General features: G+C 67.3%; 15 protein-coding genes and 1 pseudogene. 10 read left to right on the top strand and 6 right to left on the bottom strand.

All coding sequences use genetic code 11. The annotated features are described in order from the left end of the window. Positions 1 to 68: 68 nt before the first annotated feature. Positions 69 to 2,186 (bottom strand): hypothetical protein, encoded by a 2,118-nt coding sequence (locus tag KV110_RS09930; protein ID WP_218475352.1) that lies wholly within the window; start codon positions 2,184 to 2,186, stop codon positions 69 to 71. 383 nt (positions 2,187 to 2,569) lie between these two features. On the opposite strand from KV110_RS09930, the gene KV110_RS09925 reads away from it, so the two are divergent. The 3 genes from KV110_RS09925 to KV110_RS09915 are packed head-to-tail and all read left to right on the top strand — an operon-like array spanning position 2,570 to position 5,090. Continuing rightward, on the top strand, positions 2,570 to 3,010 hold the full coding sequence (locus tag KV110_RS09925) for a hypothetical protein (protein ID WP_218475351.1): 441 nt from the start codon (positions 2,570 to 2,572) through the stop codon (positions 3,008 to 3,010). A gap of 23 nt (positions 3,011 to 3,033) precedes the next feature. Beyond that, complete coding sequence (locus KV110_RS09920) at positions 3,034 to 3,726, top strand: response regulator transcription factor (protein ID WP_218475349.1); 693 nt, start codon at positions 3,034 to 3,036, stop codon at positions 3,724 to 3,726. Continuing rightward, the gene (locus KV110_RS09915) at positions 3,723 to 5,090 is read left to right on the top strand and encodes a sensor histidine kinase (RefSeq protein ID WP_218475348.1); all 1,368 of its coding nucleotides are present in this window, start codon (positions 3,723 to 3,725) and stop codon (positions 5,088 to 5,090) included. The genes KV110_RS09920 and KV110_RS09915 overlap by 4 nt, the downstream gene beginning before the upstream one ends. Positions 5,091 to 5,388: 298 nt before the next feature. Here KV110_RS09915 and lepA read toward each other — a convergent pair whose 3' ends face one another. After that, positions 5,389 to 7,248 (bottom strand): translation elongation factor 4, encoded by a 1,860-nt coding sequence (lepA, locus tag KV110_RS09910; RefSeq protein WP_218475327.1) that lies wholly within the window; start codon positions 7,246 to 7,248, stop codon positions 5,389 to 5,391. Positions 7,249 to 7,440: 192 nt separating this feature from the next. On the opposite strand from lepA, the gene KV110_RS09905 reads away from it, so the two are divergent. After that, positions 7,441 to 7,992: a type II toxin-antitoxin system PemK/MazF family toxin gene (locus KV110_RS09905; protein WP_218475325.1), complete on the top strand. Its 552-nt coding sequence runs from the start codon at positions 7,441 to 7,443 to the stop codon at positions 7,990 to 7,992. 19 nt (positions 7,993 to 8,011) lie between these two features. Continuing rightward, on the top strand, positions 8,012 to 8,416 hold the full coding sequence (locus tag KV110_RS09900; RefSeq protein ID WP_218475323.1) for a DUF5360 family protein: 405 nt from the start codon (positions 8,012 to 8,014) through the stop codon (positions 8,414 to 8,416). A gap of 51 nt (positions 8,417 to 8,467) precedes the next feature. Here the strand turns inward: KV110_RS09900 and KV110_RS09895 are convergent, their stop codons facing one another. Further along, positions 8,468 to 9,256, bottom strand: coding sequence for an aquaporin (locus KV110_RS09895; protein ID WP_218475321.1), 789 nt, complete (start codon positions 9,254 to 9,256; stop codon positions 8,468 to 8,470). Positions 9,257 to 9,530: 274 nt separating this feature from the next. Here KV110_RS09895 and rpsT point away from each other — a divergent pair, with 274 nt between their 5' ends. Together rpsT and KV110_RS09885 are read left to right on the top strand one after the other, a co-directional pair. Continuing rightward, a complete protein-coding gene (gene rpsT / locus KV110_RS09890) occupies positions 9,531 to 9,791 on the top strand; it encodes a 30S ribosomal protein S20 (protein ID WP_069167823.1) in 261 nt (86 codons plus the stop codon). 168 nt (positions 9,792 to 9,959) lie between these two features. Then, entirely contained in the window at positions 9,960 to 10,208 is a 249-nt protein-coding gene (locus KV110_RS09885) for a hypothetical protein (protein WP_218475320.1), read from the top strand. Here the strand turns inward: KV110_RS09885 and KV110_RS09880 are convergent. Then, entirely contained in the window at positions 10,192 to 11,055 is an 864-nt protein-coding gene (locus tag KV110_RS09880) for a helix-turn-helix domain-containing protein (protein WP_218475318.1), read from the bottom strand. The genes KV110_RS09885 and KV110_RS09880 overlap by 17 nt on opposite strands. Positions 11,056 to 11,178: 123 nt before the next feature. Between KV110_RS09880 and KV110_RS09875 the strand changes: the two genes are divergently transcribed. The 3 genes from KV110_RS09875 (at position 11,179) to KV110_RS09865 (ending at position 13,375) form a co-directional block, all read left to right on the top strand. Next, entirely contained in the window at positions 11,179 to 12,249 is a 1,071-nt protein-coding gene (locus KV110_RS09875; protein WP_218475317.1) for an aldo/keto reductase, read from the top strand. A gap of 156 nt (positions 12,250 to 12,405) precedes the next feature. Then, entirely contained in the window at positions 12,406 to 12,663 is a 258-nt protein-coding gene (locus KV110_RS09870; protein ID WP_218475315.1) for a DUF2798 domain-containing protein, read from the top strand. 82 nt (positions 12,664 to 12,745) lie between these two features. Next, positions 12,746 to 13,375 (top strand): maleylpyruvate isomerase family mycothiol-dependent enzyme, encoded by a 630-nt coding sequence (locus tag KV110_RS09865; protein WP_218475313.1) that lies wholly within the window; start codon positions 12,746 to 12,748, stop codon positions 13,373 to 13,375. Positions 13,376 to 13,481: 106 nt separating this feature from the next. Here KV110_RS09865 and KV110_RS09860 read toward each other — a convergent pair. Beyond that, a pseudogene (locus tag KV110_RS09860) lies at positions 13,482 to 14,534 on the bottom strand (LCP family protein); the annotation flags it as partial. Positions 14,535 to 14,563: 29 nt separating this feature from the next. After that, the gene (locus KV110_RS41360; RefSeq protein ID WP_246634439.1) at positions 14,564 to 14,710 is read right to left on the bottom strand and encodes a hypothetical protein; all 147 of its coding nucleotides are present in this window, start codon (positions 14,708 to 14,710) and stop codon (positions 14,564 to 14,566) included. Positions 14,711 to 14,893: the final 183 nt, after the last annotated feature.

Below are 14,893 nucleotides of genomic sequence, written 5' to 3'. Positions count from 1 at the left end.
CCTCCTTACGCTGGTTTGCTTTCGATCGACATGGATGCCCCCGCTCATCCCCTCCCACAGAGATCCGCTTACACCAACGGTATGTCCCAGCCGCCCGGTGTCGCGTGGTGGGTCTCGCTCATCATCGACTCGGGCATCAACCCACCGGACAGACCGCTGCCCGAGGCGGCGGCGAGCGTCGAGTGATCGGTGTACGCCGTGTAGTCGGTGACCGGCTGCGCGGTCGCGGCGACCATGTGCGTGCTGTTGATCGGATCGGCGATGGCGTGCGGCTTCGGGTCCATCACCGGCGGCTTGTACGTCGGCACCGGTGCCTGGGTGGGCGACGGGGCGTGGAACGTCGGCGGCAGGTCGTGCGTCGGCACCGGCGCGTTGTGCGTCGGGACGGCGGTCGGCACGTCATGGGTCGGCACGGACACGGTCGGCTCCGGCTGGGTGACCGTCGGCACCTCTCGGGTCGGCACGGTCGGCTGGGTGGTGACGCCGCCGGTCGCGCCGCCGTTGCCCGTTCCCGTGCCGGGAGTGGTCACGTCGCCATCCGGGTCGGTGGTCGGCACCTGCGTCGGGTGTGTTCCGGTGGCACCGGGCGTCTTGGTGGTCGGCACGTCCGGCCCGGTGCTGATGCCACCGTGCGGTGTGGTGGGGACGCCCGGAATCTTCGTGCCGAGGTCCGGCGTCTTCGGGACGCTCGGCGCGGTGACATCGCTCGGCACCACCGGGACCGGGACGGTCTTGGTGATGGTGGTCGGCGTGTTCGGCGTCGTGATCGTGACTTCCGAGGAATGCGGCTCGATCGCCGGTGTGGGCTTCACCACCGGTGTCGGCCGCGCCTGATCGAACAGCGCGGGCGTGGCGGCGGCGGGCACGGTGAGCACCGACGGACCCTCCGGTGCCCCGATCACGTTCGCGATCGGCGTGGTCGCGGCGTCCGGCTGGATCGTGGTCTGCAGCGGGGTGGCCACCACCGGCTGCGGGGCGCTCGCCACCGGCGCCACCGCGACAACGGGTGCCGCCGCGGCGGCCGCCACCGGCGCGGGCGCCGTCGACATGATCGGCGCGGGCGCGGCGAGCGGCTGCGGGACCGGCTGCGTGGTGGCGGTGGGCACCGTCGAATGGCTGGAATGACCGGACTGATTCGACTGGTGCGTGGACGAGCCAGGGGTGGTGAGCCCGCCGACGACGCCGGGGGTGCCGTGGCTGGTCACGGTCGGGTCGGTCACCGATCGGCCGCTGCCGTCCGGCACGTGCAGGCCGCTGCCGAGCCAGTCGGTGAACTGGTCGAGCTGGTCGCCGACGTGACCGGCGCCGAGATCGACCTTCATCTCGGAATTGAAGTAGATGCCATGCGGTCCGACGCCGAAGTCCACGGACCACTGCGTTCCGACGAAGATCCCGAGGGGATCACCACCGTCGCCGACTCCATCGAACGGGCCGCCGGCCGATGGGGACGCGGCGGCAGCGGGATTCGAACCGGGCAGACCCGGCGCGACAAAACCGTTCGCACCCGGCAGGCCGAAACCGTGCCCGGCTTGTCCGAGCCCGTGGCCGGGCAGGCCGAAACCGTTGCCACCGGGCAGGTCGAGGCCGTTCGAGGGCGCGTGGTTGGGCGTTCCCGGCAGCGGCAGTCCGCTGGATTCGGGCGTAGCACCGATCCCGCTTGGTGCGCCGGACAGTCCGGGCAGCTGCATGCCCTGCTGGCCGGTCCCGCCGCCGGGCAGGCTCGGCAGCTCCATGCCGTGCTGGCCGGAGTCGCTGCCTGGCAGCGGGAAGCCGGCGTCGGTGCCGTTGTATTCGTCGCCAAGGGACGGCAGCGGAAGGTTCGCGCCGCCGCCGGTGCCGGGCAGGTTGAACCCGGAGTTGCCGTGTGCGACGGGCGAGTTGGCCGAATGCGGTGAGTTCACCGGTGCGGGTTCCACGACCGGGTCCGGAAACGTGATCACCGGGGAAGGAGTGTCGGAATCGGGGTCGCTGGTGTTCGCCCAACCCGCGTTCCAGCTGTCCAAGCGGGACGAGCCCGGATGTTCGGGGGTGCCGCCGCCGTCGTACGCGGCGACCAGGGCACCGCCGGTGACGTACGCGCCCGCCCGCGCGACCCGCGCGACACCCGTGGCCACCCGATAGGCGGTGTCACCCGCGCGCTCGGCTGCCTCGGTGGCGTCGTCATCGAAGGGCAGGTCACGCGTCATCGAAGCTCCATCTCGGGGGTTCCAGCAGCCATCCTCACCGCCGGCCGGACCGAGTGAAGATCACCTAACACTATTTCGGGAATACCCGACTGTCACATTCTTCAGGACTGTAGAGAATCCGGCGAGGGCGAGCAAGACAACCTTGCCACTCCCAAAATCAGAACGGAAGCCCTATTTCTGGTGGCCTTACCCAACTGGACATCGCCTCAAATATGCTCGATGACCAGGTCCGATACTGCCGCTTCCACACCTTGGCGGCACAGCGGTCACGAGACCCTAAGAGTTCTCTAACGATTGCTCAACGAGTGGTGAAGATCCTTTCCCTACCGTCGATTTCGTCGGGCCGACCGGCCGGCAGCATCGATCTGAAGGAGACACCCCTCATGACGGCACTCATCGGACGCCGCGGCGCTCGCGTCGCGGCCGTGCTCAGCGGCACCGCACTCACCGCCGCCGTGGTCGCGGGAATGGCGGGTTCCGCCTCGGCGCTGCCGGGGCCGCCGATGCCGCCGCCGCCCGGTCCCGGGATCATCCAGGTCGACCCGGTCGCTCCCGGCGTACCTGCCCCGCCGGTCGTCCCCGGCGCACCTGCCGCGCCGGTCGTCCCCGGCGTACCCGCCCCACCGGTCGCCCCCGGCGCACCTGCCGCGCCGGTCGCGCCCGGCGAACCTGTCCTGTGCCACGAGATCGACCCGACCGGACCCGTGGTGATCACGCCCGCCGATGACGGCGGTGCGTGGGTGACCATCGAGCGCGAGCTGCCGCCCGGTGCCGTGCCCGCGGTCCCGCTCGAGCACGCGTGCGTCGCCGCCAGCGTCCGCTGACCGGCCGGGACTAATGTTGATCCATGACCGGACACCGGATCTTGGTCGTGGACGACGAGGTTCGCGTGCTCGCGTCGCTACGACGCGGGCTGGAACTTTCCGATTTCGAGGTGGTCACCGCGGGCGACGGCGCCGAAGCGCTGGCGATGGTTCGCTCCGCGACGCCCGACGCCATGGTGTTGGACGTGAACATGCCGACCCTCGACGGTGAAGGCGTGGTCACCGCGTTGCGCGCGATGGGCAACGACATACCGATCTGCGTGCTCAGCGCGCGTAGCGCGGTGACCGACCGGATCGCCTGCCTCGAACGCGGCGCCGACGACTACCTCACCAAGCCCTTCGACCTGGGCGAGTTGGTCGCCCGGCTGCGGGCGCTGCTGCGCCGCCGGGTCAATACTCCGGAACGAGCGGGCGCGCAGGTACGGATCGGACAGGTGCAGATCGACCTGGCCGGGCACCGGGTACTGGCCGCGGGCACACCGGTCGACCTCACCAAACGAGAATTCGAGGTGCTCGCCTTGCTCGCCGACCACCCGGGCATCGTGCTCGGCCGTGAGCAGATCCTTTCCGCGGTATGGGGTTACGACTTCGCCACCGACACCAATGTGGTGGATGTCTTCGTCTCGTACCTGCGCCGCAAACTGGAGGCGCCCGGCGCGCCGCGGGTGGTGCACACCGTGCGCGGTGTCGGATTCGTCCTGCGGGAGCAGCCGTGAAACGTTCACCGTCGCTGCGTACCCGGGTGGCGCTGGTCTCCGGCGTGGTCGCCGCGCTGGTCGCGCTCACCCTGACCATTACCTTCGCCGCGTTGCTGAACGCGACCGGCGAGCGGCAGCTGGACGAGACCGTCTCCTCGATGGCGGTGCGGGTCGCGCCGCCATTGAAAGGTGTTCCGGCGGAGACGGTTCCGCCGCCGCCCGCCCCACCGCCCCCGGCGGCACCCGCGCCGGGTCAGGCGCCCGCGCCGGATCGGGCGTCCGCGCCGACTCGGGAGACCGAAGCACCCGCGCCGACTCGACCACCCGATGCACCCGGATACATGACCGACATACCCGAGGAGAGCGCACTCGCGCCCGGCATGCCCAGCGACGTGGCCGTGACCCGGGTCGACGGTCTGCCCGGCGTGCTGGTGGCGCTGGACCCGAACCGCGATGTGGTCGCCTCCGCCATCCACCGCAGCCAGTTGATCGGTCTCGGGATCGGCGTGGCCGGTGCGCTGATCGCCGCCGTGCTCGGCTGGTTCCTGGCCGGTTACGCCGCGCGACCGCTGCGCAGGCTGGCCGCCGCCACCCACGGCATCGACACCCTCGAAGAGCTGCCGCCGCTGTCCGGCCGCGGCGCCAGGGAGGCGGAGGAACTGTCCGACGCCATCACCCGCATGCTGGCCCGGTTGGAGGCCGCGCACCGCGCCACCAACCACGCCCTCACCAGCGCTCGCGATTTCGCCGCCGTCTGCGCCCACGAGCTGCGCACCCCGCTCACCGCGCTGCGTACCGATCTACAAGTGCTGGCCACCAAGGAAATTCCCGCCGAACAGCGCGGCGCCATCCTCACCGAGGTGCTCTTCGCCGAGCAGCAGATCGAGAACACCCTCACCGATCTGGAGCGTCTCGCCGTCGGCGAACTCACCGAACCCGACGCGTTCGAACCCTTCGACCTCTGCGAAACCCTCGACCGCGCAGTACAAGACGCACAGCGCCGACACCCCGACGTCCGCATCGACCTCGCCGAATGCGACCCGATCACGGTGACCGGCCTGCCCGGCGGGCTCATGCTGATCGTCACCAACGCGGTCGCGAATGCCGTCGAGCACGGTCACGCGGACACGGTCACCGTCACGGTCCATCCCGCTGCCGACCACACCATCGAAATCCTCATCGATGACAACGGTCGAGGCGTCCCGGATACCGTGCGCCCCAACGCTTTCGACCGCTTCAGCAAAGGCCCCGGCTCCCCCGGCTCGGGCCTCGGCCTGGCCCTGGTCCGTCAACAAGCCGAATTGCATTCCGGCACAGCCGAACTCGATCACAGCCCACTAGGCGGCACCCGCCTGCGCGTGCGTATCACGGCAAGCACCTGACCCACTGTCATGGCCTATCCACTGGACTGGCCCGCCCTCAGATCCGTTCGAGGTCCTCGAACGAGATGCTGACCTTCATCCCCTCGGGTAGATCCACCACAAGCGAACCTCGATGCGGGAGGCGTCGGAGACTCACAGAACACGACCCGACCGTCGACGACCTCGATCGTCCGGCACACCTCCGCTGGCAGAGCCTCGTACTGCTCCTCGGTGACCACCAGACTGGACGGGTCGGTGGCCCAAGTAGGCAGCGACATGACCGAACTCCTTCGCGATCAGTGTGCGGCCGACACTACTACTACTTCCCCTTCGGCTTGTCCGACGCCGCGTCCGAGGACAGCGCCGCGACGAACGCCTCCTGCGGAACATCCACCCGTCCGATGGTCTTCATCCGCTTCTTGCCTTCCTTCTGCTTCTCCAGCAGTTTGCGCTTACGGCTGATGTCGCCGCCGTAGCACTTGGCGAGCACGTCCTTGCGGATGGCGCGAATGTTCTCGCGGGCAATGATTTTCGAGCCGATGGCGGCCTGGATGGGCACCTCGAACTGCTGCCGCGGGATGAGCTCGCGCAGCTTGGTGGTCATCTTGTTGCCGTAGGCCTGGGCGGCGTCCTTGTGCACGATCGCGCTGAACGCGTCCACCGCCTCGCCCTGCAGCAGGATATCGACCTTCACCAGCGCCGAGTCCTGCACGCCGGACTCTTCGTAGTCGAGGCTGGCGTAGCCGCGGGTGCGCGACTTCAGCGAGTCGAAGAAGTCGAAGATGATCTCCGCCATCGGCATGGTGTAGCGCAGTTCGACGCGGGTCTCGGACAGGTAGTCCATGCCACCGAGCTCACCGCGGCGGCCCTGACACAGCTCCATGATCGAGCCGATGAACTCGCTCGGCGAGATGACGGTGCACTTCACCACCGGCTCGTACACGTGCCGGACCTTGCCCTCCGGCCAGTACGAGGGATTGGTGACGACGTGCTTGCTGCCGTCCTCCATCTCTACGGTGTAGACCACGTTGGGTGCGGTGGAGATCAGGTCGAGGTCGAACTCGCGTTGCAGCCGCTCGCGGGTGATCTCCATGTGCAGCAGGCCGAGGAAGCCGCAACGGAAGCCGAAGCCGAGGGCCACCGAGGTTTCCGGCTCGTAGGTCAGGGCGGCATCGTTGAGCTGAAGCTTTTCCAGTGCGTCGCGCAGATCCGGGTAGTCGGAGCCGTCGACCGGGTAGAGGCCGGAGTAGACCATCGGGCGGGGTTCCCGGTAACCGGTGAGCGGTTCGGAGGCGCCGTTGCGCGCGGCGGTCACCGTGTCACCGACCTTCGACTGGCGCACGTCCTTCACGCCGGTGATCAGATAGCCGACCTCGCCGACGCCAAGACCCTGGGTGGGTTTGGGTTCGGGCGAGACGATGCCGATCTCCAGCATTTCGTGGGTGGCGCCGGTGGACATCATCTTGATCTTCTCGCGCGGGGTGAGCTTGCCGTCCACCACGCGGACATAGGTGACCACGCCACGGTAGGTGTCGTAGACCGAGTCGAAGATCATCGCCCGAGCCGGCGCGTCGGGGTCACCGACGGGGGCGGGCACCGTCTTGATCACCTCGTCGAGCAACTCGCTCACGCCGACACCGGTCTTGCCGGAGACCCGGAGCACGTCGTCGGGTTCGCAGCCGATGATGTGCGCGATCTCGCCCGCGTAGCGGTCCGGGTCGGCGGCAGGCAGGTCGATCTTGTTGAGCACCGGGATGATCGTCAGATCCTTGTCCAGCGCCAAGTACAGGTTGGCCAGCGTCTGCGCCTCGATGCCCTGCGCCGCGTCGACCAGCAACACCGCGCCCTCACAGGCTTCCAGTGCGCGCGACACCTCGTAGGTGAAGTCGACGTGACCCGGCGTATCGATCAGATGCAGCACGTAGTCGGTGCCGTCGACCTGCCACGGCAGCCGCACGTTCTGCGCCTTGATAGTGATGCCGCGCTCACGCTCGATGTCCATCCGGTCCAGATATTGGGCGCGCATCTGCCGCTCTTCGACCACGCCGGTCAGTTGCAGCATCCGATCGGCCAGCGTCGACTTGCCGTGATCGATGTGCGCGATGATGCAGAAGTTCCGGATCCGTGACGGATCGGTGAACGTGGTGTCGGCGAAGCTGGCGGGCACTCCACTCCTCATGGGTATCGGCAAACTGCCGTCTATCGTCCCATGAGCAGTACGAAGCTTTCCCCAGCGGTGCCACCCAAGCCCGGCACGCTGGCATTTTCACCGTCGAGAACTGCGATAGCGGCCCCAGATCAGCACATTCGCAGTACCACAGCCACTCGCGGCGCGGGTGAGAAGAGGGCGGGGCGCCGTTATATTTCGAACATGGCCCGAAGGTGGAACTCTCTCGGCAAGCAGCTCGGACTTATCGCTAAGGAGCAGGGTCCCAGGATTGTCAAGCAGCAGGGACCGAAGTTGGTGGAACGGCTGGTCGGGTCGTTGGCGCAGCGGCGGACGCCGGCGGTAAAGGTGCGGCCGACGGCGTCGACTCCGGTGCCGACGGCCGAGCGGGCGCGCCAGATCGTGTATTCGCCGCAGTTGGACGGGCGGGCCGATCCGGGGGAGGTCGTGTGGACCTGGGTGCCGTTCGAGGACGATCCGAGCAATGGCAAGGATCGGCCGGTGCTGGTGGTCGGGCGGGATCGCCGGACACTGCTCGGATTGATGCTGTCATCGAAGGCGGAGCGGGCGTACGACCCGAATTGGGTCGGCATCGGCAGCGGCAGTTGGGATCCCGAGGGCAGGCCGAGCTGGGTTCGGCTGGACCGTGTCCTGGATGTGCCGGAAGCCGGGATTCGGCGCGAAGGAGCCATCTTGGCGCGCAAGACATTCGACCTTGTCGCCCACCGCTTGTGCGCCGAATACGCCTGGCACTGAGTCGAATACGGTTCTACCCGTGTTGAATCGCGTCCTGGGCCCGACCAAGCTCGCCATGCTGGTCACCGATATCGGCTTCCTGGTGTATTGGGCGATTGCCTTCGCCCAGGTCATCCCGCCGGAGTTGGCTTACAAGGACTACGCGAATCCGATTCTGAGCGACTGGAACTTCTCGTTCGTCGTGCTCGATCTCGCGGCCAGCGCCACCGGCCTGGCCAGCCTGTGCCGCACCAACGGCTGGCGGGTACTGATGACCATTTCGCTCACGCTGACCAGCACCGCCGGGCTCCAAGCGATCGCTTTCTGGGCGCTGCGCGGCGATTTCAGCCTCACCTGGTGGATCCCCAACCTGTTCCTGCTGCTGTTCCCGCTCCCCGCGCTGATCGCCTTGACCTGCAACGCGATTCCGAACCCGGCCGAATAGCAACAGGCCCACCGACATCGCCGTGCTGCCGGTGGGCCTGTCCTAGTCAACTCAAGAGAGCATGTTGCGGGACCGTCCGAACAGCAGCCCGTACACCAGCGCACCGAGCGCGCCACCGATCAGCGGGAACACCACGAACGCCCAGACCTGGGCCATCGCACCGTCCTGGTAGGGCGCGACGCCGAGGCTGCGCGCCGGGTTGACCGACGTGTTGTCCACCGGGATCGAGATCAGATGGATGACCGCCAGCGTCACGCCGATCGACAAACCGGCCAGCGGGACATCGGAGAGCTGATCGGTCGAGGCGAGCACCACGAAAACCAGCAGCGCGGTCAGCATGACCTCGATGATGATCATCGCCGCCATTCCGTATCCGTTCTGCAGCACGACCTCCCCCAGCGGCCCGCGCTGCGCCGACGGACTGTGCTGCCCCCAGCCGTTCGCGCCGAGCCCGTCGACCGCGCGATCGTAGGACGGCAGGTTCTTCGCCAGCGCGAACAGCACAAGCCCGGCCAGGAACCCGCCGATCAGCTGCGCGATCCAATACCCGACCGCGGTGACCGCCCCGATCCGGCCGAGCAGCAGATGTCCGACCGTCACCGCCGGATTGACGTGACAGCCCGAGATCGGCCCGATCGCGTAGACGAGGAACAACAGCGTGAGCCCGAAGGCGAGCGCAACCCCCAGCGCACCGACCCGCTCGCCCGCCAGCACCGCCGTACCGACGCCGCCGATCACCAGGACGAACGTGCCGAGCGCCTCCGCACCCCATCTCTTGGCGTCGGAGATCGGCCCGTACTCGGCGACCTCTTCGACAACTTCTTGAGCCGTTGGAGACATCTGCCAGCCCGCCTCTCCGCGTGTTTACCCGTCACTGCCGCAAGACTTGTGCACAGGGTGCTGCGGTTCGAACGCTACGCGCCCGATCTACCGCCGACAACGATCTCCGCAGCGTGTCTCCCTGCCCGGCGGCCAGGTGCTGATTTCGTGCGCCGAGCGGCGGCTGGTATCCTCGACCTTCGGCGTTGCGTTACCCGTTCACTCAGGGTGCGACGCACGCGTAGGAACTTTTCCAGCACATACCACTCAGCGACAGGAACACGAGGAAACAGGCGTGGCCAACATCAAGTCCCAGTTGAAGCGGATCCGTACCAACGAGGAAGCGCGTAAGCGTAACCAGTCGGTCAAGTCCGCGCTGCGCACCGCGATCCGCAGCTTCCGGGAAGCCGCCGCGGCCGGCGACAAAGAGAAGGCCGCCGCGCAGCTCCAGTTCGCGAGCCGCAAGCTCGACAAGGCTGCCTCGAAGGGCGTCATCCACGCCAACCAGGCCGCCAACAAGAAGTCCGCGCTCGCGCTGGCTCTGAACAAGATCTGATTTCCGGTACCGATTCGGTACCGCATTCTTTGACGCAGCCGCCGTGGCCTCGACGACCACGGCGGCTTTTGTCGTGCCCCCCGCTAGACCGGGCCGCGCCGAGTGTTCATCTCCGGGGATTCTGGATCGGCCCACAGCCTGTCGGTGGTTCCAGCTACCATTCGGCGCATGGTTACCGTTTACGCCAATCAGACCGTGGTCCGTGGCGAGGATCTGCCCGACGTGATCCGGGCCGCCGAGGTCCTGGGCATCGGGGTGAAGATCGAGAACGTGATGGTTCCCATCGACGATGAGGGCACGTACTCGTTGGAGTGGGTTGTCACGAGGGACGAAGAAGTACCCGTCTACGACGAGTGGGACGGCCGGTACGACGAGGCCGAAGAGGACGAGGAGCTGGTACTCAGCTCGGTGGAATAAGCCACGACGACGGTGCCGGATCGGCGGCCAGCCGGTCCAGCGCCGTCTGGGACTCCGCATCGGCCGCGCGATAGATGATGACGCGCTGATCGGGATCCTGCACCGGCATCAGCACCTCGTAATCGACCACCAGCCGACCGACCACCGGGTGCCGCAGCGGTTTGGCGCCGCGGCCCTGCACCCTGACATCGTGTCGAGCCCAACCCTGCGCGAACTCCGCGCTGTGCGCCGTGAACTCCGCGATCAGGTCGCCGAGCGCCTGATCGTCCGGATGCGCCGCCCAGGCCGCCCGCAGATCCGCGATACCCTCCCGGATGATGCGTTCCCGCTCGACGTAGAAGTCGCGCATGCTCGGCTCCATCAGGCACAGCCACATAGTGTTGCGCTGCTGCGGCGGCAGCGTGTCGAAGTCGACGATCAGCCGCGCCATCTCCTGGTTCCAGGCCAGGATGTCGTAGCGATGATTGACGAGCATCGCCGGTAGCGGCGAGAGATCACGCACCAGCATGGCCAGCGCGGGCGCGGGCACCGTGCTCGGTTTCCCGGGGTTCGGCGGCCGCTGCTGGGCCAGGTCGAACAGGTAGGCGCGCTCGTCGGCGGTCAGTCGCAGCGCCCGGGACAGGGCCTCCAACACGTCCGCGGACGGCCGCAGTCCACGCCCCTGTTCCAGCCGGACGACGTAGTCGGTGCTCACACCGGCCAGCTCCGCGACCTCTTCGCGCCGCAGCCCTGGCGTGCGCCGCGCCTGCCTGCGCGGCGGCAGGCCGACGTCGCCGGGTGTGAGACGTTCGCGCCGGGCGCGCAAGAAAGCCGCCAGTTCCTGCGTCGCATTCACCGTTCCAGTCATCGCCTCGATATTACGGCTGCATAGGACTGGCTTTCCCAGGAAAAACCTTCCCTTACCGTTCCCCCGGCACCGCTCCAGACTGGGCTTCATCACAAAGGAAGCACCAACGACAAGGAGCTGGACATGTCCGGAGCACTCACCCTCGATACCTACCGGCTGCTCGGCCGCTCGGGTCTTCGGGTGTCTCCGCTGTCTCTCGGCACGATGACCTTCGGCGCCGACTGGGGTTGGGGCGCCGACCGAGACGAGTCGCGCAAGATGTTCGACACCTACCTCGATCGCGGCGGAAACTTCATCGACACCGCGAGCCAGTACACCAACGGCACCTCCGAGCAACTTCTCGGCGAATTCACCGTGAACAACCGCGAAAGCCTGGTGCTGGCAACGAAATACACCATGCTGCGCCGCCCCGGCGACCCCAATTCCGGTGGGAACCACCGCAAGAGCATGTTCGCCTCGGTCGAGGCGAGCCTGCGCAAGCTCAACACCGACTACCTCGATCTGCTGTATCTGCACGCCTGGGATTTCCTCACCCCCGTAGACGAAATCCTGCGTGGCATGGACGATCTCGTGCGTTCGGGCAAGGTGCTCTACGTCGGCATCTCCGATGCACCGGCCTGGCAGGTCTCCCGCATGCAGGCGATCGCCGACCTGCGCGGCTGGGCACCGCTGGTCGCGTTGCAGATCGAATACAACCTGGCCGAGCGGACCGTCGAACGCGACCTCATTCCGATGGCGCGGGAGATGGGTCTCGGGGTGATCCCGTGGTCGCCGCTCGCCAGCGGCGTGCTCACCGGCAAGTACAGCCGGGCCGACCTCGACCACGAGGCAGCGGGCTCGCCCGAGGGCACCAGGAAAAACGTGGCCGCCGCCAACGGTGCGCTCACCGAGCGCGCGCTGACCATCGCCGACGTCGTCAAGGAGGTGGCGGGCGAGCTCGGCAAGACTCCCGCGCAGGTCGCGCTGGCTTGGACCTTGCGGAATCCCGGGGTGACCGCGCCCATCATCGGTGCCCGCACCGCCACCCAGTTGACGGACAATCTCGGCGCGCTCGACGTCGAATTCGACGCCGCCCAGCTGGCTCGATTGGCGCAGGTCAGCGCCATCGAACTGGGGTTCCCGCACGACATGCTGGCACGGCCGATGACCCGTGGGGTCGTCTCCGGCGATCTGAAGATCGAAGCGCGCTCCTGAGTGACGCGGCGGTGCGAGCAGCTTGCGCCGCCGCGTCAGGCTGTCCTATGCTCGGCCCCGCGACATCGCGTCGCCGTAAGCGTTCACGTCAACCAACGCACCGGCCCACGCCATCCGGCGGGGCCGCTGCCTGACGGACACTTATGGAGCGAATCGATGAATTCCGCGAACACCAACTCCCGCAACGCTTTCGGCAAGCTGCCCGCCCGGTATTCGGCCGTGGTCACGCCGATGCTGCTGTCGATTCTGATGACGTGCATCGTCTCGTTGATCAGCACACTGATGAGTGACGGCCTCGCCGTCGGTGTTTGGTTGCGGTCGTGGGCCGTGTCCTGGCCCATCGCTTTTCCGACACTACTGCTGGTGCTGCCGCTGGTTCGCCGGGTCGCCTCGGTGCTGGTCCGGACGGCATAACCGGGCTGCTCGGGGCGCGACGATGAATTTCTGCGTCCCGCCCCGTCTGCACAGATGATCGACACCGACCGCGGAGGACGCAATGGATCACGACCGGACACGCACATGGATACGCACCCAACGGCTCGCCCTCGCCGACTTTCTCGACGACCTGACCGAACCCGAGTGGGCAGTCGATTCACTGTGCTCCGGCTGGACCATCCACGAGGTGCTCGCGCACGTGACCCTGTCTTCCCGGGTCGGGTTGTGGGAGACGATCTTCGGCGTCCTCCGCGCCCGCGGCGACTGGGACCGAATGACCGCCCGATTGGCCCGCGACCGCGCCGCCCGATTCACACCGACCGAGCTGATCGCGCAACTGCGCGAATCCGCGGGCGCGACCCGGCGGGCACCCGGCGCGGGCGTGGTCGATCCGTTGGTAGACATCATGATTCACGGTCAAGACATCGCTCGGCCACTCGGCCGGAGGCTGGAGATGCCCACCGAACCGGCGATCGCCGTGCTCGATCATGTACTGCGCAGCCGGTTCTACGGGGCGCACAAGCGGTTGGCTGGAGTGCGGTTGACGGCCACGGACGCGGCATGGTCGTCGGGTGCGGGGCCAGATGAGGTATGCGGGCCGCTGAGTGATCTGCTTCTTGTCGCGACCGGACGTACGGCGGGGCTCGCCGCACTGACCGGGCCGGGGGTGCAGCGGATCACCGCCTTGTGAGCTTCGAGAGTTGTTGCCCGGCAGGTCAGTTGACGCAGGGGATGGTGTCGCCGGTGATGGTGGTAGCGACCGGCTTACCCACATCCGGTGTGGGCGTTGGGGTTCCAGTGGGCGAGTCGGCGGCTGCCATGGTCGGCGGGGCCTGATGGAACAAGGCGGCGGCGGGTTCCGGCTCGCCGAACGCGGCGCGGACCTCGCGGCGGATGGCCGCCGGGTCGATGATGTTGACGTCCTGGCCGTTGATGGTGTCGTAGCGGAGCACCGGGAGGGTGCGGAATTCGACGGCCGGGCTGCCGGACGTGCCGAGGGTGCGCAAGAAGTCGGTGACATTCCAGCCGTCGGACAGCACGATATTGCGGTGGGCGACGTCCATCAGCGCGGACAGCTTGCCGACATCGGTGAAGGTGCCGGACTTGCGAAGGTCCAGGGCCACCGAGGTGAGAAAGGCTTGCTGCCGGTGGGTGCGGTCGAGATCGCCGTTTTCCAAACCGTGGCGCTGCCGGACGAAGGCCAGCGACTGGGCCGGGTCGAGTCGTTGCCTGCCCGCGGGAAAATCGGCGCCGGAGTAGTAGCTGTCGTTCACCGGCTTGTTGAGACACACCTCGACACCGCCGAGTGCCTTGGCCAGATCATAGAAACCGGCGAGGGTGACCTCGCCGAAACGATCGATCGGCACCCCGGTCAGGTCGCGTACCGCCTGCACGATCGACGCCCGCCCCGCCTCACGTCCCGCGCGTTCCAGCTCCTTGGTGTCGGTGACGCCCTGATTGATCAGCTGGTCCTGAACCGCCGCCTTCTTCAGCCCGTACGCTTCCTTGATCTTCACGTTGCTGTAGCCGGGGATACCCGACACCTTGACGTAGTCGTCGCGCGGAATCGACACCGCCACAATCTTTTTCATGTCCGCCGGGATGTGCACCAGGATCAGCGTGTTCGCGTTGTACCCACCCTCGTCGCCGTCACCCGCGTGCAACTGATCCAGGACCTCCCGCGGCAGATCATTCCCGTTCTGATCCTTGCGGGTATCCAGACCGATCAACAGGACATTCATGTCCCCCGACAGCGACCGCGGCGCATCCACGCCCAACGCCGCCGACCTGGTGAACCCTTTGTCGAACCGACCTTCCGTCGCCCATCCGACCGCGGTCCCAGCCAACACCGCCGTAGACAACCCCCCAGCCACCACTTTCAATATGGTCTGCCCCACCCGCCGCGACGGCCGCCGATGCGCGCCACCCCGCCGCCGTCGAGCGCGCCGCGCACGGGCCCGCCGGGATTCATCAACCGGAAATACCGGTGCAGTTCGCTCGTCCATAACCAAATCCAGTTTGACATGAAATGGATAGCTGGCAATTTGCGATCCTCGTCGGGAACCCGCTGGCCAGGCCGCTGCGAGCAGGCTGCGCATCCGCCCTCCGCTGCTTGCGCAGACCGGACAAATCTCACCTGACCTCGCGATCTGTCACATCGCCCCAACCCGGACGCGAGCCATTCACGTCAACAGAATCGAGCAATCCG

Source organism: Nocardia iowensis (genome assembly GCF_019222765.1).
Taxonomy (GTDB): Bacteria; Actinomycetota; Actinomycetes; order Mycobacteriales; family Mycobacteriaceae; genus Nocardia; species Nocardia iowensis.
Note: the sequence above shows the minus strand (reverse complement) of the source record. Positions and strands in the feature narration are given on the sequence as shown.